The organism is Kitasatospora sp. NPDC051702 (genome assembly GCF_040681575.1).
Classification (GTDB): Bacteria; Actinomycetota; Actinomycetes; order Streptomycetales; family Streptomycetaceae; genus Kitasatospora.
This window is the reverse complement of the sequence record NZ_JBFAZB010000023.1, coordinates 38,123-62,503: the sequence shown is the minus strand read 5'-3', so window position 1 is coordinate 62,503 and position 24,381 is coordinate 38,123. Positions and strand designations below refer to the sequence as shown.

Here is a 24,381-nt window from a genome sequence, read left to right as displayed (position 1 = left end):
GGGGGCGGGTGCCGGGCAGGCCGCACGGGGGCCCGACTAGGCTGGGCCGGTCGCGCGGCCGGTCGGCCGTGCACGCCTTGGGGGAGGGTGCGGCAGGTGACCTTGGTGGAGAACGATCCGCGGGAGATCGGCGGCTACCTCCTGGAGGGCCGGCTCGGTGCGGGCGGGATGGGCGTGGTCTACCGCGCCCGGTCGGTGTCCGGGCGCCAGGTGGCCGTGAAGGTGATCCGGCCCGAGCTGGCCGCGGACGCCGAGTTCCGGGCCCGGTTCCGGCAGGAGGTCACGGCCGCGCGCAAGGTCAGCGGCGCGTTCACCGCACCCGTGCTCGACGCGGACCCCGACGCCCCGGCGCCCTGGCTGGTCACGCTCTTCGTCCCCGGCCCGTCCCTGGGTGCGCGGGTCTCCGCCGAGGGCCCGATGTCCCCGCCCGAGGTGCGCCGGCTGGCGGCCGGGCTGGCCGAGGCGCTGCGGGAGATCCACCGGGTCGGGCTGGTGCACCGCGACCTCAAGCCCGGGAACGTCCTGCTCGCCGAGGACGGCCCGCGCGTCATCGACTTCGGCATCGCCAGGGCGGCCGATCAGACCCAACTGACCAGCACCGGCGTCGCCGTCGGGACCCCGCCGTTCATGGCGCCCGAGCAGTTCCGCAGCGGCGCGGCGACGGCGGCCACGGACGTGTTCGCGCTCGGTTCGGTGCTGGCGTTCGCGGCCACCGGGCGCGGCCCGTTCGGCGCGGACTCCTCGCACGCGGTGGGCTTCCGGGTGGTGTACGAGGAGCCGGACCTCGCCGGGGCTGCGGCGGAGCTGCGACCGCTGATCCTCGCCTGCCTGGCGAAGGACCCGGAGCAGAGGCCCACCGTGGACGGGCTGTTGGCACTCGTCGCGGCGGGGGCGCGGGAACGGACGGTCCAGCTGCGGACGGGGCCGGTGGCCCCGGCCCCGGCATCGGCCTCGGCGCTCGCTCCGGCCCCACCGCTCCCGCCGCCTGCTCCGCCCACGCCGACCGCCCAGGCGACGGTGGTCCCCGGCCCGGTGGTGCCCGGCGGCGTTGCCCACCCGTCGTCATCTCCGGCGGCGGTTGTCGTCGCGCCGCGCCCCGGCCGGCGCAAGGCCCTGCTGATCGGCTCGGCGCTGGCCGCCGTGGTCGTCGCCACCGCGGGCACGCTGGGCGTCCTCGCCTGGCAGGCCCAGCGGGCGGACGACGGCAGGAACGGCGCCGCTGCGACCGGCGGTGCCACGAGCGGTGACGTCAAGACCGGTGACGTCAAACCGAGCAGCGCCTCGCCCGGCGCCGGTGCTGGTGGCCTCGCCTGCGACCCGGCCGGCAAGGCCGCGATCGGTTCGGACGGGATGGAGGGCGCGCTCGTCCAGCAGTGGGTCACCGACTTCGGCAAGGCCTGCCCCACCAGCCAGCTGACCGTCGACACGTCCACCGGCGGCACCGCCGCGGACCGGTTCACCAACGGAGGCCTCGACGCCGCCACCGTGGACGTCGCGATGACCGACGGTCAGAAGGCCGCGTACGGGCGGCACTGCGAGGGCGGCCGGATCGCCCAGCTCCCCGTCACCGTGCTCCCCGTCGCAGTGGTCTACAACGTGCCCGGTGCGGCCGACCTCGTCCTCGACGCCCCGACGCTCGCCAAGATCTTCCGGGGCCGGATCCAGACCTGGAACGACCCGGCGATCAGGGCGCTCAACCCCGGTGCGACGCTGCCGAACTCGCCCATCGCCGTGCGGGCCCCGTCCGAGGCCTCGTGGGCCACCTTCGTCCTCACCCAGTACCTCGCCCAGGCGGCACCCGCCGACTGGCCGTACGAACCGGGCACCACCTGGGCGTCCGAGCTGCCGGCCACGCCCGGCACGAGCGCGTCCGGCGTGCCCGGGGCCGTCGCCGGCACCCAGTGGTCGATCGGATTCGTCCCGCTGCGGGACGCCGGCACCCTCCGGAAGGCCCAGGTCCGCAGCGGCGACGGCGGCGACTTCGTGGCGGCCCCCACCGCCCTGAGCGTCAACGCGGCGGCCGCGGCGGGCACGATCGAGAGCGACGGCACCAGGCTCTCCGTCAAGCTCGACCACCGGAAGCCCGTCAAGTACGGCTACCCGGTGGTCGGCTTCGGCTACCTCGACTTCTGCGAGCGCGGCGGCGGTGCGGGCATCGTGGCGAGCTTCGCCTCCTACGCCGTCAGCGGCCCGGCCCAGGCCACGGGCGAGGGCCTCACGTACGGCACGCTGCCCCCGGCCATGGCCCAGCAGGTACAGGCCACCCTCCTCGGCCTCCACTCCCCGTAGCAGCCGCGGCGGAGCCCGACCCGTGGCCGCGATCGACGACCTCACCCACCTCGTCCCGCGGCCGCCGCAACCCTCCGGGCGGGTGCGGATCCGCCGCATCCGTGATTCGGGCGACTCGCCCTTCCAGAAGAGGAGTTGACCGTGGAGGCAGAAACGTGACGACGGCGATGCACACTTCAGGATTCCGAACCCGTCTGCTGCTCGCCGGAGTCGCGCTCGCGCTCGCTCCGGCCTGCACCTCCGGCCAGCCCGGCCGGGGCGCGGAGTCCCCTCCGGCCTCCTCCTCAGCCTCGGCCGAGGTCAGGCAGGACGTCGCGCCCCTGCACCGCCGCTTCCCCGAGCTGGGCGAGCTGTCCGCGGCCAAGTGGGTGGGGACCGTCCTGGGCGCGGGCTCGGGGGCGGACGCGCGGCTGGACGTGCCGGGGCCGAGCGACGTGGGTCTGGGCGGGGTGGCCCGGGTCGAGCCGGCGGCCCTCGCGTCGATCACCGCGAGCGGGACGTGGCAGGAGGGCGCCATCGCCTGCCCCGTGCCGGGGCCCCTGGCCACCGAAGTGGGCAGCGGCTCCACGTGGTTGCACAGCGAGGCCTTCGACCGAACGGTGACCCGCGACCAGTACCCGGGGAGCTTCTACTTCGAGCGCAGGAGCAGCCGCGTCTACTTCTGCACCGTGAACCCCACCCCCCGCTCACCCGAGTGACCCCGCCCGCCCGGCGCCCCCATCCGTCATTCGTCGCCCTCCGGTGAAGCGGCGGCGCCCAGGAGATCGGGGCGCGATCGCTCGGCCATGGGGGCTGGACATCCACTACGCGCGGAACGCGGCATTCAAGGTCCGGAAATGCCGGACGGATGTGAGTGGTGCGCCGTTCGACGGTCGGGGGCGGCTCGTCGACCGTACTCGACGGGCCGCGCCACCCCTCTGCAGAGTTGCGCGGCAGCCACGCCCTTTTCGGCTCTGGCCTGAAGGCGAAGCGGTGGGCGGGGCGGCGCGCAGGGGTGGTGGTGGGGGGCGGGTGTCGGGGCGGCGGCTGGAAAGATCTTCGGGAGGAGTCGCCGACCGATGTCGAGGACCCGCCCGCGGCTCCGACCGGAGGGTGACGGCGCGCCGACGGGGCGCGCGGGACACGGATGGAGACACCGCCATGAAGTACCTCGCGATGATCTACGGCAACCAGGCCAAGTGGGAGTCCTTCCCGGCCGAGGAGTGGCCGGAGGCGATCGCCCGGCAGGAGGCGTACAACGCCAAGTACCGGGAGACCGGCGAACTGCTCGGCGCCTACGGGCTGGCCGACGCGGCCGCCGCCCAGCTGGTCCGGCGGGCCGAGGGCGTGCCCGCCGTCACCGACGGGCCGTACCTGGAGACCAAGGAGTACATGGCGAGCTTCTACCTGCTGGACTGCGAGAGCCTGGAGCGAGCCCAGCAGATCGCCGCCGACATGCCGTTCGCGGACACCGACCCGGTGGAGCTGTGGCCGATCCTGCACGAGTCCCCGGGGAACGAGTGAGCCCGAACGGCCGCGACGCCGAGGACCTGCTGCGCGAGCTGGCGCCGCAGGTCCTCGGCGCGCTCGTCCGGCGCCACGGGGCGTTCGACGCCTGCGAGGACGCCGTCCAGGAGGCGCTGCTCGCCGCCGCGCTGCAGTGGCCCGCGGACGGGGTGCCCGACAACCCGCGGGGCTGGCTGCTGACCGTGGCCACCCGCAAGCTGGTCGACCAGGTGCGCAGCGACTCGGCGCGCCGACGGAGGGAGGAGGCGCTCGCGCTCGCCACCCCGCAGTCGGCGCTCCTCGCGCCCCCGGCGGACGACGACGCCGTCCAGCAGGACGACTCGCTCGCCCTCCTGTTCCTCTGCTGCCACCCGGTGCTCTCCGCACCGAGCCGGATCGCGCTGACGCTGCGCGCCGTCGGCGGCCTCACCACCGCGCAGATCGCCGCCGCCTTCCTGGTGCCCGAGGCGACGATGGCGCAGCGGATCAGCCGGGCGAAGCAGGGGATCAGGGCGGCCGGTGGCGACCTGCCGTCCGGGTCGGGGCCGGGGGCGGGGACGGGGATTGGGGCGGGTTCGGGGGCGGGGGCGGACGGCGAGCGGCTGGGCGAGGTCCGGCACGTGCTGTACCTGATCTTCAACGAGGGCTACACGGCGAGCGGCGGCGAGGAGCTGACCGCGCCGCCGCTCGCCGCCGAGGCGATCCGGCTGACCAGGCTGCTGCTGCGCCTGGTGCCCGACGACGCCGAGACGGCCGGACTGCTGGCCCTGATGCTGCTCACCGACGCCCGTCGCGGCGCCCGTACCGGGCCGTGCGGCGAGCTGGTCCCGCTCGCGGAGCAGGACCGCGACCGGTGGGACGGCGAACTCATCTCCGAGGGGCTGGAGTTGATCTCCTCGACGCTGCCGCGCGGCCGGCCCGGGCCGTACCAGGTGCAGGCCGCGATCGCCGCCGTGCACAGTGAGGCCGCGAGCGCCGACGCCACCGACTGGCCGCAGATCCTCGCCCTCTACGACCTGCTGCTGCGCTTCGACGCCAACCCTGTCGTCGCGCTCAACCGGGCGGTGGCGGTGGCGATGGTCCACGGACCGGCCGCCGGTCTCGACCTGCTCGCGGAGCTGGCGGCCGACAAGCGGCTGACCAGGCACCACCGGCTGCTCGCCGTCCGCGCCCACCTGTCGGAGCTGCGCGGCGACGATCCGGCGGCCGCCGCGCAGGCGTACCGGGAGGCCGCCTCCCGTACGGCGAGCGGCCCCGAACGCCGGTACCTCCTCGGGCGGGCGCAGCGGTTGGCGGGCGCGGGGCCTGACGGGCGGTGATGCGGGTCGGGGCGCCTGCGGCCTGTCGCGGTGCGGTCGGGCCGGGTTTCGCTATTGGATGCGCGGGGCGCGTGGTGTCGCGGGGGCGGTGTCCGGCTGCCCTGCCGGGACTGGGGCGGCGACGGCGTACCCGTCGTACTGCTGCGCGGCTGGCCGGGGGGACGTGTCGCGGGCCGCGTACACGGCCGACGCAGGCCGGGCTGCTCGGGGGCCGGCGTGCAGGAGCGGATCGGTGAGTCGCCGGACTCCTGGCTGCTGCCGTTCCCCTCGCCGGAGTCGGCGGCGGACTTCGTCGGCGGCGGGCCGGCGAGGGAGGGCTGGGCGGCGGGCCTGGAACGGGCGCGTCGACGGCTGGTCGCCGCGCTTCGAGCGGCACGTGCTCGTCGCCTCGCCGGCGGAGTGCGCCCGGCGCTCGTCCGGGACGAGTGGGAACGCATCGACTGCTCGACGCTGGTGGTGCTCGCGCAGTCCGGAATCATCCCCACACCGGACGTCGAGGGCATGCTGGCCGGGCGCCCCGGGCCGGAACCCACGGCCGCGACCGTCCCCGGGACGGGACACGACCTGTACCTCGAGCGTCCGGACGTCCTCCTCCCTCTGCTGGCCGACTTCCTGGCCGGATAGCCGGTGACGGGGCCCCGGAGTGGGTCCGGCGTGGGCCACGGTGCGGGTTCCGGTGCGGTTCGGGAGAAGGCCGAGTTGTCCGCGCGGCTGGTGGGCGCGTACCGGGCCACGCCGGGTAGGCGCCGCCCGGGGCTCAGTCGCCGAGCGAGTCGAGCCAGGCGAGTAGCCGGTCGCCCTCACGGGTCATCAGGTCAGGGTCGCGCAGGGCGTTGGCGAGCAGGGACATGCCCTGGTAGCCGGCGACGAGGGTGACGGCGTGGCCGTCCGGGTCCGGGACGCCGAGTTCGCGGAACTGCTCGGCCGCCCAGTCCAGTAGACGGCGGATGACCTGCGCGGCGGCCCGGTCGAGGCCGCCGGAGGGCTCCGGGTCGCGCTTGTCCAGCTCGACGGCGAGGGTGCCGGTGGGGCAGCCGTAGCGGGCGGCTGTTTCGCGCTGGGCGACCCAGGCGTCGACGAGGCCCTTGAGCCGGGCGCGGGGGTCGGGGATCCGGTCGAGGTCGTCGGTGAGGATCGTGACGTGGGCGGTGTGCTCGGCGAGAGCGGCCTCGACCAGGTCGTCCTTGGTTTTGAAGTAGTAGTACACGTTGCCGACCGGGACGCCGGCGGCCTGGGCGATGTCGGCGATGGCGGTCCGCTCGACGCCCTTCTCGTGCAGCACCCGGGCGGCGGCGGCCGTGAGGCGGCGGCGCTTGGCGGCCGCGGCGGCGGCTCGGGAGGAGCCCTTCGACGCTAGTGAGTCAGTCACCCAACTCACTATAGACAGCGCTCCCCGCGGCGCGCTACGGTCGGGACCGCAACAGAACTGAGTCAGCCAACTAACTCATGAATGTGGGGGAACCGTCATGATCGTTGTCACCGGAGCCACCGGAAACGTCGGCCGCGCCCTGGTGCGGTACCTGCTGGCGGCGGGCGAGCAGGTCACGGCCGTCTCGCGCCACGCCCCGAAGGTCGCCCTTCCGCCCGGCGTCCGACACCACGCCGCCGACCTCGCCGACCCGTCGGCCGTGCGGCCCGCGCTGGACGGTGCCGACGCGCTGTTCCTGCTGGTCGCCGGCCCCGACCCGGACGGACTGCTCAAGCAGGCCGCCGACGCCGGCGTCCGCAGGGTCGTCCTCCTCTCCTCGCAGGGCGTCGGCACCCGGCCGGATGCCTACGGTCACCCCGCGGCCTTCGAGTCGGCGCTCGCCGCGAGCGGACTGGAGTGGACGGTGCTGCGCGCCGGCGGCCTGGCCTCGAACGCCCTCGCCTGGGTCGAGCCGATCCGCAACCACCTGGTCGCCGCCGCACCCTTCGGGGACGTCGGCCTCCCGTTCGTCGACCCCGACGACGTGGCGGCGGTCGCGGCCGTGGTGCTGCGGGAGGACGGGCACCGCGGCGCCACGTACGTGCTCACCGGGCCGGCGCCCGTCACCCCGCGCGAGCGGGCTGCGGCCATCGGCGAGGCGATCGGCGAGACCGTCGACTTCCGGGAGCAGACCCCGGACGAGGCCCGGGTGCAATTGGCGGCCGTGATGCCGCTGCCCGTCGTCGAGGGCACCCTGGCCATCCTCGGTGCGCCCACCCCGGAGGAGCGGCGGCCCAGCCCCGACGTCGAACGCCTCCTCGGCCGCCCGGCCGGCTCCTTCGCCGCCTGGGCCCGGCGCAACGCGACGGCGTTCCGCTGAGGGGGGAGGGCGGGCCGGCGCTGGCCCGGTGTTGGCCTGATGCTGCTCCGGTCCGACCTCACCTCACCCTGGCCGGACGGCGGCAGGCGCCCACTCTGCGAAGGAAGTCGATCAGGTCGACTTCCTTCGCAGGGAGCTGCGGGCGGGGGCCCGGTGAACCGGGACCAGTGGCAAGAAATATGTCGGTCGGTCTACCTATTCCTGCTATCCGCCCTGCGTCCCGCCCTGCCCATGCTTGCGTGTGCTTGCGTGTCGTCGCAGGAAGTCGGCCTGGCCGACTTTTGGCTCGGGGGCGGAGGCTTGTGAGTGCCGGGCGTGAATATGTAGGTCGGTCTACTGATTTTTCTCCCGCACCACGCACGGGCGTGGTGCGGCCCTGCATGCCTGCACAGGAAGTCGGACCGGTCGACTTCCTGTGCAGCCGCCCTGCGGGCTACCCCGCGGCGACTGAAACGGGGGTGCCCGCCTGCCTCGGCCGGTCGGGCGCGGACGACCGGGGCAGCAGGGGCAGCAGGGGCGACAGGGTCGGCCGGACCGCACGCCAGATCGCTCGCCGGACCCGCCCGCCGGATCGAGGAGCGGCACAGGGAGCGTCGAGGAGGCTTCCAACGCCGCTGGGTCGGCCCCATCATGGGCTCCCGGTCAGGGTCCCCGGTCGAGGGGCTCCGGGAGCGGCCCCAGGAGGCAGAAGCGATGACGATTCCACCCCCCGTCCGGATCCAGTCCGCCGTCGTCCGGGCCGCGTACGCGCTGCCGGAGCGGCTGCGGCGGGCGATCGCAGGCCCGCCGGTGGTGCGGGACGGGCAGACGCTGGCGCTGGACGCGCAGCTGATACTCAAGCTGCAGCGGATGTCGAAGGCCGCCCTGGTGATGCCCGGCGGCGTCGGGCCCTCGCGAACCGCCATGGAGCACGCGCGCCACCTGGTGGGCGGTGCCACGATCGAGCCGGTGGCCGTCCGGAGCATCGGGATCCCGCAGGAACAGGGCGAGTTGGCGGCCACGCTGTACACGCCCGGCGGTCTGGCGGCCGGTTCGGGCCTGCTGGTGTACCTGCACGGTGGCGGGTGGGTGGTCGGAAGCCGGGCGAGCCACGACCACGTCGCGCGGTTCCTGGCGCAGCGGGCGCGGGTGCGGGTGCTGTCGGTGGAGTACCGGCTGGCGCCCGAGCAGGTGTTCCCGGCGGCGGTGGACGACGCGCTGGCCGCGTTCGACTACGCGTACGCGAAGGCGGCCGACCTGGGCGCGGACCCGGAGCGGATCGCGATCGGCGGGGACAGCGCGGGCGGGAACCTGGCGGCCGTCACCGCGCAGTCGGCGGTGCGCCGCGGCGGTCCGGCGCCGGTGTTCCAGCTCCTGCTGTACCCGGCCGTCGACGCCTCGGTGCGGCGGCCCTCGCGCGAACTCTTCGGTGACGGCTTCTTCCTGACCGACGCGGACATGGACTGGTTCCTGGACCAGTACGTGCCCGAGCCCGCGGACCGCACCGATCCGCGCCTGTCGCCGCTGCTCGCCGCGGACCTGGGTGACCTCGCCGGCCTGCCGCCCGCGTACGTCGGCACGGCGGGCTTCGACCCGCTGCGGGACGAGGGCGAGGCGTACGCGGAGGCGCTGCGGGCGGCGGGGGTGGCGGTGCGGCTGAGCCGCCAGCCGGACCTCATCCACGGGTACGCCAACTACATCGGCGTCGGCCACCGGTTCCGCGAGGCGACGGCCGAGGCGGCGGAGGCGCTGCGGAAGGCGTTGGGTGCCGGGTAGCGCGTGTGCGCACGGATCCGGCGCCTGGATGTGACGCCCGGATCCGGCCCCTGGATGTGACACCCGGACGGGGCTCGTCGGAGGTTTCGGCGGGCCCCGTCCGGCGTTTCGGCTGCCTGTCGTGCCAGGGCGCTCGTCGGTGGCCGCGCGCCCGCAGGGGCGTGCACCTGTCGGGTGCTGCGCAGGGGGTTCTCGGGAACGGGCTCTTATTGTACTGTCCGTCTAATAAGCGGGTGAGCGGGCACCCGCAGGAGCAGGCCCCTGGAGGCAGCCATGGCTCTCACCGACGCGACGACCGGAGCGACCACGGGCGGGACCACCGGAGCAACGGCCGGTGCGTCGGTCGACGCGACGACCGGGGCGCCCGTCGGTCGTCCCGACCGCTCGCACGCGCACACCGCGGCCGACGACGACGTCTCGAAGCGGCTGCTGGAGTCCGCCGCCACCCTCTCCTACGACCCCTCGACCGAGATCGACTGGGACGCGCCCCTCCCGGACGAGCACTACGGCCTCAACCCGGAGTGGAGCACCCTCTACGGCACCAGGTTGTGGGACGAGATGACCGAGCAGCAGCGGGTCACCCTCACCCGGCACGAGGTCTGCTCGATCATGAACACCGGGATCTGGTTCGAGATGATCCTCCAGCAGATGGTGCTGCGCGACCAGTACCTCAAGAACCCGGCCAGTGCCGAGTTCCAGTTCGCCCTCACCGAGATCGCCGACGAGTGCCGGCACTCGATCATGTTCGCCCGCGCCTGCGAGAAGATGGGCGTCCCCGCCTACCGGCCCAACAAGCTGATCGCCCAGGCCGGGCGTGCCTTCAAGGCGCTCGCGAAGGGCGAACTCGCCTACGGGGGAATCCTGGTGGCGGAGGAGGTGCTCGACGTCATGCAGCGCGACTGGATGCGCGGCGAGAACGTCCTGGAGATCGTCCGCGGCACCTCCCGGATCCACGTGGTCGAGGAGTCACGGCACATGAAGTTCGCCCGGCAGGAGATTCGCGAACGCATGCGCCACGCCGGCCCCGGCCGCCGGCGCGCCTCGGCCACCGGGATCGCCGTCGGCGCGTACGTCATCGTCAGCAGCATGGTCCACCCCGGCGTCTACCGGGCCGCCGGGCTCGACGTCGAACGGGCGCTCGCCGAGGCGCGGGCCAACGAACACCGCAAGGCGATGATGCGCACCAGCTCCCGCCACCTGATGGCCTTCCTCGCGGAGACCGGCCTGATCACCGCCCGGTCGGCCGCCATCTACCGCCGGGTGAACATGCTCTGACGTTCCGTCAGTCCGTCGACCCGGGCGCCCGCCCACCCCACCACCGCGCAGCGAGGACCCCACCCGCGCCATGGCCTACGCGATCACCCAGACCTGCTGCAACGACGCCTCCTGCGTCTCCGTCTGCCCGGTCAACTGCATCCACCCGACCCCGGACGAACCGGAGTTCGGCACCACCGACATGCTGTTCATCGACCCCGCCGCGTGCATCGACTGCGGTGCCTGCGCGGACGCCTGCCCGGTCGACGCGGTGTTCCCCGTCGACCGGCTGCGCGGCCCCGACACCGTGTTCGGCGACCTCAACCGGGACTGGTACCGCGACCACCCCAGCGACCACGCCTGGGGCGCGCCGACCTTCCCGCGCAGTCTCCCCGACGGCCTCGGCACCCTGCGCGTCGCCATCGTCGGCACCGGGCCCTCCGCCGGCTACACCGCGCAGGAGCTGCTGCGCAGCACCGGCGCCGAGATCACCATGATCGACCGGCTGCCCGTCACCGGCGGCCTGCTGCGCCACGGCGTCGCGCCCGACCACCAGTCCACCAAGCGGATCGCGGAGAGCTTCGCCAGCGTCTTCCACGACCCCAGGCTGCGGATGCACCTCAACGTGGAGGTCGGCACGGACCTCACCCACGAGGAACTCGCCGCCCACCACCACGCCGTCGTCTACGCGGTCGGCGCGGCCGCCGACCGGCGGCTCGGCATCCCCGGCGAGGACCTGCCCGGAAGCCTGCCCGCGACCACCTTCGTCGGCTGGTACAACGCCGAGCCGACGGTGCCGGCCGACGCCGTGGACCTGACCGCCGAACGGGCCGTGGTCGTCGGCAACGGGAACGTCGCCGTCGACATCGCCCGCATCCTGCTCACCGACCCGGACCGGCTCGCCGCCACCGACATCGCCGACCACGCCCTCGCCGCGCTGCGCCGCAGCCGGGTGCGGGAGGTCGTGCTGCTCGCCCGGCGCGGGCCCGGACAGGCCGCGTGGACCAGGGCGGAGTTCCTCGCGCTGCGGCGCCTGCCGGGCGTCGAGGTGGTGGTCGAGGACCACCCGGAGGTGCGGGCGGCGATCGAGACGGCGGCGCCGGACTCGCAGGCCGCACTGCTGGCCGGGCTGCCGCTGGTGCCGTTCGACGGAGGCGACGCACCGCGGCCGGGGCGCCGGATCGTGCTGCGCTTCCTGTCCGCGCCGACCGCCCTGAGCGGGGCGGCGGAGGCGGACGGGTCGGTCGCAGCGGTACGGCCCGGAGGTGCCGGCGCTTCCGGGGCGGTCGGTGTGGTCGGTGCTGCCGGGGCGGTCGGGCGCGGGCGGGTCGAGGCCGTGAGTGTCGTCCGGACCACCATGGCGGCCGGCGACCGGGCCGAGCCCACCGGGGAGACGGATGTCCTCCGGGCCGGACTGGTCGTGCGGTCCATCGGTCACCGGGGCGTGCCGGTGCCGGGCCTGCCCTTCGACGAGCGGACGGCGACCGTCGCGCACCAGGGCGGCCGGGTCGTCGACCCGGCGACGGGGCGGCCCGTGCCGGGGACGTACGTGGTCGGTTGGGCCAAGCGCGGACCGTCCGGCGGGATCGGCGCCAACCGGGCCTGCGCCCGCGAGACCGTGGACGCGCTCCTCGACGACGCCGCGGCCCGGGTGCTGGCCGCCCCGGCGGGGACCCGCAAGGACCTCGACCGCCTCGTCCACCGCCGCCGCCCCGACGCCGTCGGCCTCAGGGAGCTGCGCGCGGTGGACCGTGCGGAACGCGCCCGGGGAGAAGCCGAGGGCCGCCCCCGGGTGAAGCTCGCCACCGTCCCGGACCTCCTGGCAGCCTCTCGCCGGAAGTAGGCGAGCCCGGGCGGGTGGGGCGGCCTCAACGAATATGTAGGCCGGTCTACAGATTCATTGCTCATGGGGTAGAGGGCTGAGCCCGTGCGTCGCACGGTGGGCGCGAGAAGTCGGACCGGCCGACTTCTCGCGCTCTTGCCTGCGACCGGGCGGGATGAAAGCGAATATGTCGGTCGGTCTACATAGTCACTGTTGCTGGGTCGAAGATGGGCCAGAGCGCGTAGGAAGTCGGCTGGGTCGACTTCCTACGCCAGCGCGGCTGCGGGCCCATTCCTGTAGACCGGTCTACATAATTCCCCCCCCGCGTAGCAATTTGGGCCCGTGGCGGGGTTGATGCCGGGGCCGTGGGGTTGACACCGCCGTGTCCCGGTGTGGGTGGGGTGCGTTGGGTGGGTGTGAGTGGTTTTGGGGTGATGCCGGCGTCTCGACGGGAGCCGGTCGAAGAAACGTTCCTGCAGGACGCTGAGAGCTCGCTGCAGTTCGAGCCGGACGCGCCCATCTATGCCGAACTGGCACGGGCGTGGCGGGCCGAGGGGCGGACGGTCCCCGGGTTGCCGGATCCGGTGTGGGAGGCGCTCGCCGAGCCGGGCGGGTACGGGTGACCGGCAGCAGGAGCGGCCCTCAGCCTGAGCGCTCTGCTTCCGGGTCGGCTTCCGGGGCGAGATCCGGGTAGAACTGCCGGGCCCAACGACGGAACAGCCCGATAGACCGTTCCCCGGGGACGAGCCGCGGCTGTGCCAGGTACCGCTTGTGGGCCAGGACCGGCCGGTCCTGCTTGATGATCCGTACGGAGGCCTGCAGCGCCACCCAGGAGGCCAGTCGGTCGGCAGCCCCGGAGACCAGACCGGAGAACGGGCCGGAGGCCCCACCGGTGAGGTCGACCGTGCCCGCCGTGCCACCGGTGGAGCCGGTCGCGACCGCGAACCGCACCCTGGTCCGCCAGGGCCCGACCGGCGTCGGCAGCACCCACACCCGCAACGTGGCCCCCAGCTCCGGCAGTTCGGCGACCAGCCGCATCATCCCGAGCCCCGCCAGCGTCACCGGCTGGTCCAGGGCGACCGCCCCCAGCCCGGGGAACCGGGTGGTGGTGCGCTGGTGGACGGTGAACAGCGGTCCGTCGACCTCGGGCGGCGCCGTCTCCCGGGTGTCCAGCCCGTGCAGCACGGCGACGTGCCGGAAGTCCACGCTGTTCTCCATCACCTCCTGCGGGTGGGAGAGCACTTCGCCGCTCCACCACGCGCGCGGCCGCACCCCCACCGGCGGCGGCAGCTGCCAGGTGGGCGGCCCGTCGTCGGGTCCGCTCCAGACGAACAGTGCGCCGTCGCGTTCGCACAGGTGGCGTCCGGTCAGTCCGGCCCGCAGCAGGGCGCCGTCCGGCGCGCCGGTGCAGGAGCCGTCCAGGCCGAAGGCGAAGCCGTGGAACGGGCAGACCAGTTCCTCGCCGCGGACGGTTCCGCCCGCCCCGAAGTGCGCGCCCAGGTGCGGGCAGTGCGGCCCGATCGCGCGCACCACGCCCCGCCCGGTCCGGTACAGCACCACGTCCTCGCCCATCAGCCGGGCCGTGCGCACCCGCCCGGGCGGCAGGTCCCGTACGCGGCCGACGCAGAACCAGCCGCTCGGGTACGGCAGCGGGGCGGGGCGGTCGGCGCGCTGGGCCATCGGTCACCTCTTCGGCTCGGGTCCTGCCGGGCACGTCTCCCGGGCCGGCTACCCCGCGGGATCCGGGCCGACCACTGGTCCGGCCGGTACGGCCCGCGGCCCGGTGGCCGGGCGGGCGGCCGGTTTGACGGCGGTGTGCACGTACCAGGCGATGTACTCCCGGACCGCGTACATCTCCACCGTGGAGCGGAGGTTGAGCCAGCGCGCCGGATCGCCCACCCGACGCAGCACCGCCCACGGCAGGCGGAAGTACGCGTACACCGCCTCCGAGGTGGGCTCGTAGTACGGCGTCGCGTCCAGCGCCTCCTCGACCTCGAAGCCGGCGTCGGCGAGCAGCTGCGGCATGTTGCGGGCGTGGTAGATCTTCGCGCCGGGGAACACCATGGCGTCCAGGTACGGTTCGAGCACCGAGCGGGCCTGCGGGGTGAGTTCGTCCAGCGGAACGGTGCTCATCGGGCCGAGCAGCACCAGCCGCCCGCCCGGGCGCAGCACCCGGTGGAACTCGGCCAGCGCGCGCGGCGGGTCGTAGGAGTGGACGAGCGTCTCCATCGAGTACGCGCCGTCGAAGGTGTCGTCCTCGAAGGGGAGTCGGTGGTAGTCGCCCCAGGAGAACGACGGCGGAGCAGCGGCCCTGGCTCCGGCCCTGGCCCCGGCTCCGCCCCCGCCCGCGGCCCGGGCGCTGAGCCGGCGGGCCTCGGCGAGGTGGATGTCGAGGACGTCGACGCCGGTCACGGCGAGCCCGAACCGGTCCGCCATGGCCCGTGCCACCACCCCCGCCCCGCACCCGGCGTCGAGCACCGAGGCGCCGGCCGGCAGTGCCAGCTTGCGGCCGAGCACGTCCTCCAGCTGCCGCTGGGCCCGCCACAGCCGCCACTTCGACTGCCCCGGTTCCGTCCACCCCCAGTGGCGGGCGTTCCTGGCCACCCGGGTGTAGAAGAGCCGGCTGCCGGTGCGCCCGTAGACCCGGCGCAGCCCGGTGAGATCGAGTTCCTGAGCGCCCATGCGGTCAAGCTAGCCGCGGGCCGCGGTTCCATCCGGTCGCGCCACGCGCGGAGGGCTCGCGGGGCGCGATAGTGCGGTCGTAGGACCAGCTGATCACGAGACTGGTCTGTTCGGCCCGGGGTGAGACCCGCGGGCGCCGCAACCTCCCTGGCCGCGCGGCCTTGAACCGCCACGAACCGGCAACGAACCGGCCATGAACCAGCCGTGAACCGGCCATGAACGACAACCACGTGCCGCTCGGCGCCCGGCCGGGTCTCTCGCCGGCGGCGGACACCCGAGCGGCTCCCGACCGCCACATCACCAAGGCGCGCCACGTCGTGGCGATCGACGGTCGCCGGGTCGCGCCGATCGAGGCGACCGAACTGATGGCGCTCGCCGACATGCCCGATGCGGCGGTCGTGTCGGGGAGCCGGCGGGGCCACCGGTCGGAGAGCGCGGGGAACCGGGACTTCGCGGCCACACTCCGACTGCGGCCCGAGGAGGCCGGCGTGGTCGGGCCGCCCGTCGTCCTCGGGGTGGAGAGCCTCCGCCGGGCGCCGGGCCGCCGCGGCGGCGAGGGCCGACTCGGCCTCGCGGGAGTCCAGTGCATCGACGGATTCCAGCGGCTGGTCCCGATCGCCCACCTCGCCCGCGAGCTGCCGCCGGAGGTGCCGGCCCGGGCGGTCCTCCGGGTCGCCATCGTCGCCGGGGAAGATCGCGACCGGATCCGCGAACTGTGTGACGAAGCCGCCCATCGCCTCGACCCTCTCGTACCCCGGGACGACCTCGCGCGGTGTCCGCGCCTCCTCGTCGTGCGGGAGGAGTCCCGGAAGGAGGGCGGCTACTTCGATCCGCGGCGGGGCATCCTGGCCGGACCGCACCCGGTCGGGTGGACGGACCTCATCCACGACCGGCTGCCGGCGGAGACCGACCGGATCGCGCACCTGCTGATCGCCTCCTACGAGCGCCTGCGCGGGTCGAACCACATGTTCGAGTCGGCGGCACCCGAGCGCGACCTGTGGCCGGAGCTGGCGGACGCCGTCCTGGGTCGGTCGTCGCCGTCACTGCTGCCAGGGGCGCCGCAGCTCCTCCCAACGGGCCGCCTGGGGCTCGGTGAGCCGGCCGCGGAGGGCGGCGAGTTTGAGGAGCTGGGCCTCGGCGTCGGCGCCGAGGGGCTGGGCCTCGGCGCGGTAGTGGTCGGTGAGCAGGGCGTCGAGTTCGGGGCGGGTGAGGGCCGGGTCGAGGCGCTGGGCGAGTCCGGTCATGGTGCGGTAGGAGCCCTGCAGGAGGAACGGCGGCTCGGTGCGGGTGCGGTCGTCCTGGGCGGCGGAGGCGAGGTAGGCGCGGTTGACGTCGAGGACGGTGGCGCGCAGGTGGAGCAGGCCGGCGAGGGTGGCGGTCATCCGTTCGACCTCGGCGGCGGGCCAGGAGCCGGTGAGGGTGCCGGGGGAGGCGCCGGGGGTGCCGGCCGCGCGGGCGAGCAGGGTGTCGAGGTCGGCGCGGTCGGCGGTGGCGAGCGGGGCGAGGTGGGGGTTGGCGGGGAGGGCGTTCTCGACGAAGCTGAGGGCGAAGAGGTCGTCGCGCCCGGCGATGACGTCGCCGAGGTTCCAGACGTCGGCGCGGTTGGCGAGCATGTCGGGCAGTCGGAAGAGCCGGCCGGACTCGGTGTACGGGTTGGCGGCCATGACGACGGCGAAGCGCTTGCCGCGCAGGTCCCACTCGCGGGCCTCGCCGTCCCAGACGCCGTCGATCCTGCGCTGGGCGTCGCAGAGCGGGATGAAGCGCTGCAGGAACTCGGGCGAGGTGTGCTGGACGTCGTCGACGTAGAGCAGCACGTTGCTGCCCGCGTGGAGGGCGAAGTTGAGCTTCTCGAGCTCGCGCCGGGAGGTGGCGTCGGGGGCCTCGGCGGGGTCGAGGGAGGTGACCCGGTGGCCGAGTGCGGGGCCGCTGACGGTGACCAGCAGCAGGCCGAGCCGTTCGGCGAGGTACTCGACGAGGGTGGTCTTGCCGTAGCCGGGCGGGGAGACCAGGAGGAGCAGGCCGCTGCGGTCGACGGGGCCCCCGGTCGCGGTGCCGAGCTGCTTGGCGAGGTTGTCGCCGACCAGCGGCAGGTAGACCTCGTCGATGAGCCGGTTGCGGACGAAGCCGTCGAGCGGGGCCGGGCGGTACTGGTCGAGCCGTAGCCGGGCGTGCTCGGTGGCGAGCAGATCGCCGCGCAGGCGTTGGTAGGCGCGGTACCCGGGGGCGTCGTCCCGCTCGAACTCGGCCACCCGGGCGAGGAGTTCGTCGAGACGGAGGTCGAGGGCGCCGGCGCTGACGCGGGGGTGGTCGCCGAGGAGTCCGGTGGGCCGGGCGGTGACGGCGCCGTCGGCGGGGCGGCGCGGCAGGTCGGGGCAGAGGAGGACGGCGGTGGCCTCGGCGAGGTCGGCCGGGTCGGCGTCGGCGCTGCCGGAATCCAGCCAGGCCCGGGCGAGTTGGCGACGGGCGGGGAGGAGCTCGGGCTCGTCGGGGAGGGCGGCGAGGGCCTCGGTGAGGCCGGCCGACTCGGGTGCGGCGCGGAACTTGTCGAGCAGGGCGGACGCCCCGGGCGATAGCGCGAACGCCGGTTCTGCGGAGGCGAGTTCGGCCACCAGATAGGGGCCGGCACCGGCTGGGTCGCCAGCGCCGCCCGCGGGCTGGCCGCCGGGGCGGGCCCCGGGCAGCACCTCGGCCGCGAAGTCGGCTACGGCGGAGTCGAGTTCGGCGGCGAGCGCGTCCAGGGCCGGGACGGCGCCGAAGGCCTGGCGGGCGAGGCCGAGCGACCGGGCCCGCGTGTGCCACACCAGTCGCTGCCGCTGGTCGGCTCCGTGCGCCCAGTACAGCTGCGCGGCTGCCCGGGCGGCCGCCGGGTGGCGCAACAGGCCCGCCTCGGCGTGGAGTTCCAGCAGGGTGCGCAGCAGCAGCGCCGCGTCGTGGTCGTGCACGCCGCGCTGGTAGCCCTCGTCGGGCCGCCGTTCGACGGCGCGGCGGACCACCTCCAGCAGGTCGCCCTCCGCCCGGAGCGCGTCCAGCCCGTTCGGCCCGCCCGACCCGCCCAGGCCCTTCGGCCCGTCGAGCCCGCCCAACACGCCCGACCCGCCCGACCCGCCCGACCCGTCCAGCGCACCAGGGCCGCCGAGCCCGCCCGCCCCACCGGCCCCACCCGCCTCGGCCGCCAGCAGCAGGCTCGCGGCGAGGTACTCGGCCCGGTAGAGCGCGGGCGTCTCGGAGGGCAGCGGCCGGTCCCAGTACCGCTCGGTGGCGGCGAAGGCGGGGTCGGTGACGGGGGAGCGGTAGTCGGTGCCGGTGAGGGTGAAGGCGGGGCGGCCGCGCCAGGGGACGAGGGTGAGTTCGGGTCGGTGGGTGGTGACGGCGAACAGGTGGCGGCCCAGCCGCAGGGTGCCGGGGCCGTCGCCGGCGAGTTCGGCCCGGTCGCGCAGCGCGCGGTGGGCGCGGCTGCGGGCGGCGCGCAGCCGTCCGGTCAGCTCCTCGGCCCGGACGCGGTCGCCGAGCGCGGTCAACTGGGCGGCGAGGTAGCGGAGTTTGACGGCGGTCGGATCGGCGGCGAGGGCCGCGTCGATCTCGGCGGGAGCGTCCAGGGCGGACAGCCGGCGGTGCAGGGTGTCGAGGACGCGCTCGGCGGAGGCGGCGAGCCGGTCGGCGCGGCGGGCCCGTTCGTCGAGCAGGTGCTGGCGGCGGGCGGTGAGGGCGTCGTGGACGGCGGTGCGCCGCTCGGTGAGCTGTTCGCCCAGGGCGGGGTCGGCGTCGGCGAAGCGGGTCTCCAGCTGCTCGATCCGCAGCAGGAGCCGGCCGAGCTGGTCGTCGCAGTCCTCGGGGGTGTCGGCGGCGGCGAGCGCGGCGGTGGTGGCCTGGGCGAGCAGGGCGGTTTCGGCGGCGAACTCGGCGGCGGCCTCGCGGGTGCGCAGTTCGCGGCGGCGGACGGTGAGGGTGGCGCGGGCGCGGTTGAGCAGGCCGAGGACGTCGGCGAGCCGGTCGAGGATGGCGGTGCGGGTGGTGGCGTCGGCCAGGTCGAGGGTGCCGACGAGTTCCGAGACGGTCTGCAGCGTCTCGCCCTGTTCCGTGAGCCGCGCGGCCAGCGGGTCGGCCTCGGCGGCGGTGGCGATGACGGCGCACCGGTCGGCGAGTTCGTCGGCGCGCCGCCGGTGCGGGGCGAAGGCGTCGGGTTCGGCGAGCCGGTCGACGGCGCGGGCGGCGGCTTCGGCCAGGCCTTCGGCGAGGTGGGCGGCGAGCGCGTCGATCCGGTCGGGGTCGGTGCGGGGCTGGTCGCGCAGGGCCTCGACCCGGCCCTGGGCACGGCGCAGCCCGGCGAGCCGGTCGACCCATTCGGTGGCGTCGGCGAGGGTCTCGCCGCGGGCGGTGCGCAGCAGGCCCTCGACGTGTTCGGCGCACTCGTCGGTCTGCCGGGCGGCGTGCGCGGTGAGTTCGGCGACGGCCTCGTACTCGGCGATGACCTGCCGGGCGGTGTCGCGGATCTCGGCGAGCGGCGCGGCGAGGTCGCCGAGGCCGGGCTGGCCGAGCCAGTGGTGCCGGTCGGCGGTGCGGGTGCAGGCGGCGAGGACGGCCTGGTGCCCGGCGGGGGTGTCGGCGCCGGCGGCGGCCAGCCGGGCCAGCGAGAGGCAGTCGGCGAGGCCGCGGACGAGGTCGGCGTTGCCGATGCGGGCGAGCGGCCCGGTGCCGGGCGGCTGGGCGGCGGCGTACTGCTCGCTGGTGAACGGGGTCTGCCACAGCTGGACGGGGTGCAGCCGGGTGGGGCCGCCCTCGGCCGGTCGCAGCGCGATCAGGGTGCCGTCGGGGAGCAGCGCGTACCCCTGGCAGGGCAGGGGGGCGGCGGTGTCCTGGCGGACGCTGTTGTACGGCTGGAGCAGGGTGCGGCCGTCGGCGGGGGAGCGGAACTCGTACAGCACGTCCTCGCCGTTGGGCGAGACGAGGGTGCGTTCGTAGGCCAGGCCGTCGACGGGCTGGTCGAAGGTGCGGACGGTGCCGTCGGCGAGGTGGTGGCCGCCGGGGAAGGCGACGCCCTGGTCGGCGGGCAGCCGCAGGCAGGCCTGGCCGAGCGCGTCGATGCGGGTGATCCGGCCGGTGGGCAGGTGGCAGACGAGGTGCCGGACGGTGTGCTCCTGGTAGGGGCGCACGCGCACCAGCAGCAGGGGGCCGAGCCGGGTGTGGGCGATCTGCGCGTCGGCGAGGGTCTGCAGGGTCTCCGTGAGCGGCTCGTGGTGCAGGTCCCGGCCGTCGGGGGTGCCGAGGGTCAGCCGGCCGCCGTCGACGCCGATCCGCAGATCGCCGCCGAGGTCGGCGCGGGGCGGGCTGCCGGGGGCGCCGGGCAGCTGGTCGTCGCGGGTGAGGGCGGTCCAGGCGAGCTGTTGTCCGTCGGCGGGGGTGTGGTCGCGTTCGCCGCGGCCGTCCTGGTAGACGGGCCAGCCGTGGTCGGCGAGCTGCCAGCGCAGGGCCCGGACGTCGCTCGCGGCGGGGCCGGTGCGGAAGACGGCGAGCAGCCGGCCGCCGACCGGGCGGAGCCGTTCCAGCCGGGCGTCGCGGAAGTAGCGGCGCAGGTCGGCGAGGTCCTGGCGCAGGCGCGGGTCGTCCAGCAGGGTGCCCTCGACGCGGGCGGGGGTGAGGTCGGGGTGGTGGAGGCTGAGGACGTCGGCGAGGCCGCCGGCCGTGCCGCCCGGCCCACCGGTGCCCGCGGGGCTCTCCGCGTCGGACGGCGATGCGGCGGAAACCGGGGACCCGGGGGACGCCGGGGAGCCGGGGGACGCCGGGGAGCCGGGCGCAGGGTCGGGGGAGCCGCCGCCCGGCCGGGTGCCGAGCAGCAGCAGCCCGCCGGTGGCGGTGAGGTCCTGCGGGAGGCGCTCCCGCTCGGTGGTGAGGCGGCCGGTGCCGGTGAGCCGGAGCAGGCCGCCGCCGAACTCCGCCACCCGGCGGGCGTTCAACGCCTGGGCCCGGTCGGCGAGTTCGGCGGCAGACCGGGCGAGCCGGCCGCGCAGGACCTCGTAGGTGCCGGCGTCCGGCCGGGCGTCGAGGGGGTCCACGTCAGTTCCTCGGTCTCGTGCGTCGCGATGGTGCGGTACGTGCGGTGCGTGCGGGTGCGGGTGCGGGTGCGGGTGCCGCGCGAAGCGGTGCTGGTGCTGGTGCTGGTGCTGGTGCTGGTGCCGGTGCCGGTGCCGGCGCGGGTGGGGTGCGGTGCGGCCGTCCGTCGCCGGCCGCACCCCCCCCCGCACCGGTGGTTCACCTGCTGCCGTTGACCGCCGCCAGCGACCCGACCGGGGTCTCGGCGAGGCCGAGCTTCTGAGCGGAGGACAGCAGCTGGCGCAGCTGTCCGGCCTGCTCGCCGCCGCCCGAGCCGATCATGCGCATCAGCAGCGCGGACACCGTCAGGTTCTGCACATCCGCGGTGGAGACCGAGGAGAGCACCCTGGTCAGGTCCTCGGTGAAGCTGGCGCTGCCGTCCAGCCAGGGGGCGGCGAGCGCCTGGGCGGTCTGCGAGTGGCCGACGAAGGCGTCGACGCTCTTGGCGGCCGTCACCGACTGCACCAGGCGGTCGAAGAACACCCCGTCCCCGCCCACGATGTCGATCTTGGCCTTCTCGAGGCCGGCCGCGACCAGCGCCGCCTGGGCCTCGGCGATCTGCCGCTGGGCGTCGAGCCCGGCCAGCCGGACGTCCTTCTCGGCCGCGAGCCGCAGCCGGTACTCCTCGTGCCCGCGCGAGGCCTCGTCGAGCTTGGCCATCGCCGCGGCCTTCTCGGTCAGGCCCTCGGCCTCCGCCTTCAGCCTGGCGCCGACCTCCAGGGCGGCGGCCTTCGCCTTCTCGGTCTGGACGACGGCCTCGGCGCGGCCGACCTTCTCCACCGCGGCGGCCTCCTGCTCGCGCACCTGCACCTGGGCCAGACCCTCGGCGGCGGCCTCCGCCCGGATGCCCTCGGCCATCCGGATCTTGGCGGTCGCGTCCAGTTCGGCGGCCTGCTGACGGGCCTCGGCCATCACCAGGGCCTCGCGGGCCTTGTGCGAGGCGGCCTGCTCCGCGGCCTCGGCGGCCTTGATGTCCTTGACGAGCCGCTCCTGCGCCTCCGCCTCGGCCTGGATGACCACGGCCTTGCGCACGCGCTCCGCCTCCTCGGTGGCGCGCAGCGTCTTGACGGCCTCCTCCTGCTCGGCGACGGTCCGCTCCACCGCGACCCGCTCGCGGACCACGTCGGCGACCTCCCGCCGGCGGGACTCGACCTCCTTCTGCTTGGCCATCGAGGCGAGTTCGGTCTCCCGGTCGCGGCCGATGACCTCCAGCAGGCGGTCCTTCTCGATCCGCTCGTTCTCCACGGCGATCACCCGCTCGCGGTTCTTCTGCGCCACCGCGACCTCGCGGGCCTGGTTCTCCCGCTGCACGCCGAGCAGCTCCTCGGTGCGCAGGAACGCGGTCTGGGCGTTCAGCCGCTCCTCCTCCTGCACCCGGGCGATCACCGCGTCCTCCTTGGCCCGCAGCGTCTCGATCTCGCGGCGCTGGCGGATCTCGGCGTCGGCCTGGCGGCGTTCGAGTTCCAGGACGGTCTCCCGGGCGTCCACGTTCTGCCGGGTGATCTCCTTCTCCTCGGTGCGCTGGTACTCGTTGGTGCGCACGTGCTCGATCGCGGTCAGCTCGGTGATCTTGCGGATGCCCTGGGCGTCCAGGATGTTGTCGGCGTCCAGCTGGCTCATCGGGGTCTGCTCGAGGTGGTCGATGGCCGCGTCCTCGAGGGTGTAGCCGTTGAGGTCGGTGCCGATGACCGCGATGATCTGGTCCCGGAACTCGTGCCGGTGGGTGTAGAGGTCGGTGAAGTCCAGTTGCTTGCCGACGGTCTTCAGGGCCTCGGCGAACTTGGCGGCGAAGAAGTCCTGGATGGCGGCCGGGTCGCTCGCCCGGACGGTGCCGATCGACTGCGCGACCTTGACGACGTCCTCGACGGTCTTGTTGACGCGCACGAAGAACGAGATCCGGATGTCGGCCCGGATGTTGTCCCGGCAGATCAGCCCGTCCCGGCCGGCCCGGTGGATCTCGACCGTCTTGGCGGTGATGTCCATCAGTTCGGCCTTGTGCAGGATCGGCAGGACGATCGCGCCGGTGAACGTGACGTCCACCTTCTTCGTCCGGGAGACGATCAGTGCCTTGCCCTGCTCGACCTTCTGGAACAGGCGGCCCACGAACAGCAGCAGGGCGAGCACGATGAGCAGGACGACGGCGACGAGAACGCCGAAACCCACGGCGATGGTGTCCATCACGGAGTCCTTTGACGAGATGGTGCGAAGGTGAGAGGTGGTCGGTGGGGCGGTGTGGTCGGGCGGTGCGGGTGGTGGGAGGCGCCGGCCGGAACGGCACGGGGGCACGGGCGGTCCGGGGGCGGCCGGGCCGGGGGGGGGCGGTGCACCGGCCCTCCTGCCCGCCCGCGCAGGCCGGGAGCCCGGGGGCCCGGGGCCGCGCAGGCCGTGAGCCCGTGAGCCCGTGAGCCCGGGAGCTCTACCCGTCGGGGAGGTCCGGGTCGAACGGCGCCACCAGGAAGTGCTCGCCGTCGGTGTCGTAGTCGAAGATCAGCGCGGTGCGGCCGGCCGTCAGCCCGGGCTCGTCGCCGAGCGTCCGGACCTGGACGGTCGCGGTGGAGCCGTCCCAGGCGGTCACCTCGGCCTGTCCGAAGCCGGTCGTCACCCGGCCGGTCCGGACCACGCAGACGCGGCCGACGAAGTCCCCCCGGGTCACCGGGCGGTCCTCGGGGAACAGCCGGGACAGCGGCCGGACGAGCAGCCGCGTGCCCGCCCACGAGGCGACCAGCGCCACGGCGAACACGCCGCCGCGGGCCGGCGCCCCCGAGGTGAGGACGGTGCCGGCGAGGCTGACGAACCAGGCGAGCGCGACCAGCAGCGAGACCGCCACCGTCACCGGCACCCCGCCGAGGCCCAGCGCGCCCAGCACACCCCCGTGGTGATGGGCGCCGCGTCCCTCCCCGTCGTGTCCGCCCCGCTCGCCGGAGCCCCCGTTCCCCCCGTGCGCCGCGCTCCCCCCGGGCGCGCCACGCCCCCCGTTCCCCCCGTGGGCCGCGTGCCCCCCGCCACCGTGCCCGCCATGACCGGCCCCGAGGTGCCCGCCATGACCGGCCCCGAGGTGGTGACCGGCCCCCAGGTGGTGTCCGGCGTCGAGGTGTCCGCTGCCGTGCCCCGCGTGCGGGGCGTGGAAGCCCAGCCCGCCGAGCAGCATCAGCAGCCAGTAGCCGACGACCACCACCAGCGCGAAGCTGAACAGCGCCGTCGGGAAGGCCAGCGCGGCCGCGAAGAAGTCCCCCGTCCCGGCCACGCCCCCCACCTCTCCGACGGCGCCGCACCTCGGCGCCACGGAGATCGTGACAGCGGACGGGCCGTCCGCACATTGCCAGGACCCGGCAATCTTTACGGCCTGTTGACACCCTGGAACGAGCGTTCCGCCCGCCACCGGAACGGCCCGGCAACAGGA

At 75.0% G+C, this 24,381-nt stretch carries 16 protein-coding genes; 10 read left to right on the top strand and 6 right to left on the bottom strand.

The genetic code is table 11. From position 1 onward, the window contains the following. Positions 1 to 105 precede the first annotated feature (105 nt). From AB0N04_RS20245 to AB0N04_RS20225, 5 genes are all read left to right on the top strand, one after another. Positions 106 to 2,289: a serine/threonine-protein kinase gene (locus AB0N04_RS20245; RefSeq protein WP_360215933.1), complete on the top strand. Its 2,184-nt coding sequence runs from the start codon at positions 106 to 108 to the stop codon at positions 2,287 to 2,289. A gap of 167 nt (positions 2,290 to 2,456) precedes the next feature. Next, positions 2,457 to 2,987, top strand: a complete 531-nt coding sequence (locus AB0N04_RS20240; protein WP_360215930.1) for a hypothetical protein — start codon at positions 2,457 to 2,459, stop codon at positions 2,985 to 2,987. A gap of 442 nt (positions 2,988 to 3,429) precedes the next feature. Further along, positions 3,430 to 3,792, top strand: a complete 363-nt coding sequence (locus tag AB0N04_RS20235; RefSeq protein ID WP_360215927.1) for a YciI family protein — start codon at positions 3,430 to 3,432, stop codon at positions 3,790 to 3,792. Next, positions 3,789 to 5,093, top strand: a complete 1,305-nt coding sequence (locus tag AB0N04_RS20230; protein ID WP_360215924.1) for a DUF6596 domain-containing protein — start codon at positions 3,789 to 3,791, stop codon at positions 5,091 to 5,093. The genes AB0N04_RS20235 and AB0N04_RS20230 overlap by 4 nt, the downstream gene beginning before the upstream one ends. A 216-nt stretch (positions 5,094 to 5,309) precedes the next feature. Continuing rightward, entirely contained in the window at positions 5,310 to 5,717 is a 408-nt protein-coding gene (locus AB0N04_RS20225; protein WP_360215921.1) for an alpha/beta hydrolase, read from the top strand. Positions 5,718 to 5,850: 133 nt separating this feature from the next. Here the strand turns inward: AB0N04_RS20225 and AB0N04_RS20220 are convergent, their stop codons facing one another. After that, the gene (locus AB0N04_RS20220) at positions 5,851 to 6,462 is read right to left on the bottom strand and encodes a TetR/AcrR family transcriptional regulator (RefSeq protein WP_360215918.1); all 612 of its coding nucleotides are present in this window, start codon (positions 6,460 to 6,462) and stop codon (positions 5,851 to 5,853) included. 97 nt (positions 6,463 to 6,559) lie between these two features. Here AB0N04_RS20220 and AB0N04_RS20215 point away from each other — a divergent pair, with 97 nt between their 5' ends. The 5 genes from AB0N04_RS20215 to AB0N04_RS20195 all read left to right on the top strand — a co-directional run bounded on the left by AB0N04_RS20215 (position 6,560) and on the right by AB0N04_RS20195 (position 12,835). Beyond that, positions 6,560 to 7,381 carry an NAD(P)H-binding protein gene (locus AB0N04_RS20215; protein WP_360215915.1) on the top strand — a complete coding sequence of 274 codons (822 nt, stop codon included), beginning with the start codon at positions 6,560 to 6,562 and terminating at the stop codon, positions 7,379 to 7,381. Positions 7,382 to 8,074: 693 nt separating this feature from the next. After that, entirely contained in the window at positions 8,075 to 9,136 is a 1,062-nt protein-coding gene (locus AB0N04_RS20210; protein ID WP_360215912.1) for an alpha/beta hydrolase, read from the top strand. A 273-nt stretch (positions 9,137 to 9,409) separates the two neighbouring features. After that, positions 9,410 to 10,411: a diiron oxygenase gene (locus tag AB0N04_RS20205; protein ID WP_360215909.1), complete on the top strand. Its 1,002-nt coding sequence runs from the start codon at positions 9,410 to 9,412 to the stop codon at positions 10,409 to 10,411. A 70-nt stretch (positions 10,412 to 10,481) separates the two neighbouring features. Continuing rightward, positions 10,482 to 12,233 carry an FAD-dependent oxidoreductase gene (locus AB0N04_RS20200; RefSeq protein ID WP_360215906.1) on the top strand — a complete coding sequence of 584 codons (1,752 nt, stop codon included), beginning with the start codon at positions 10,482 to 10,484 and terminating at the stop codon, positions 12,231 to 12,233. 413 nt (positions 12,234 to 12,646) lie between these two features. Then, a complete protein-coding gene (locus AB0N04_RS20195) occupies positions 12,647 to 12,835 on the top strand; it encodes a hypothetical protein (protein WP_360215903.1) in 189 nt (62 codons plus the stop codon). 19 nt (positions 12,836 to 12,854) lie between these two features. Here AB0N04_RS20195 and AB0N04_RS20190 read toward each other — a convergent pair whose 3' ends face one another. From AB0N04_RS20190 to AB0N04_RS20170, 5 genes are all read right to left on the bottom strand, one after another. After that, positions 12,855 to 13,892 carry a Rieske 2Fe-2S domain-containing protein gene (locus tag AB0N04_RS20190; RefSeq protein ID WP_360215900.1) on the bottom strand — a complete coding sequence of 346 codons (1,038 nt, stop codon included), beginning with the start codon at positions 13,890 to 13,892 and terminating at the stop codon, positions 12,855 to 12,857. Positions 13,893 to 13,940: 48 nt separating this feature from the next. Beyond that, a complete protein-coding gene (locus tag AB0N04_RS20185) occupies positions 13,941 to 14,894 on the bottom strand; it encodes a methyltransferase domain-containing protein (RefSeq protein WP_360215897.1) in 954 nt (317 codons plus the stop codon). 1,040 nt (positions 14,895 to 15,934) lie between these two features. Next, positions 15,935 to 20,944, bottom strand: coding sequence for a DNA repair ATPase (locus tag AB0N04_RS20180; RefSeq protein WP_360215894.1), 5,010 nt, complete (start codon positions 20,942 to 20,944; stop codon positions 15,935 to 15,937). Between the two features lie 196 nt (positions 20,945 to 21,140). Further along, entirely contained in the window at positions 21,141 to 23,159 is a 2,019-nt protein-coding gene (locus tag AB0N04_RS20175) for a flotillin family protein (RefSeq protein WP_360215891.1), read from the bottom strand. Between the two features lie 238 nt (positions 23,160 to 23,397). Next, positions 23,398 to 24,225, bottom strand: a complete 828-nt coding sequence (locus tag AB0N04_RS20170; protein ID WP_363364962.1) for a hypothetical protein — start codon at positions 24,223 to 24,225, stop codon at positions 23,398 to 23,400. Positions 24,226 to 24,381: the final 156 nt, after the last annotated feature.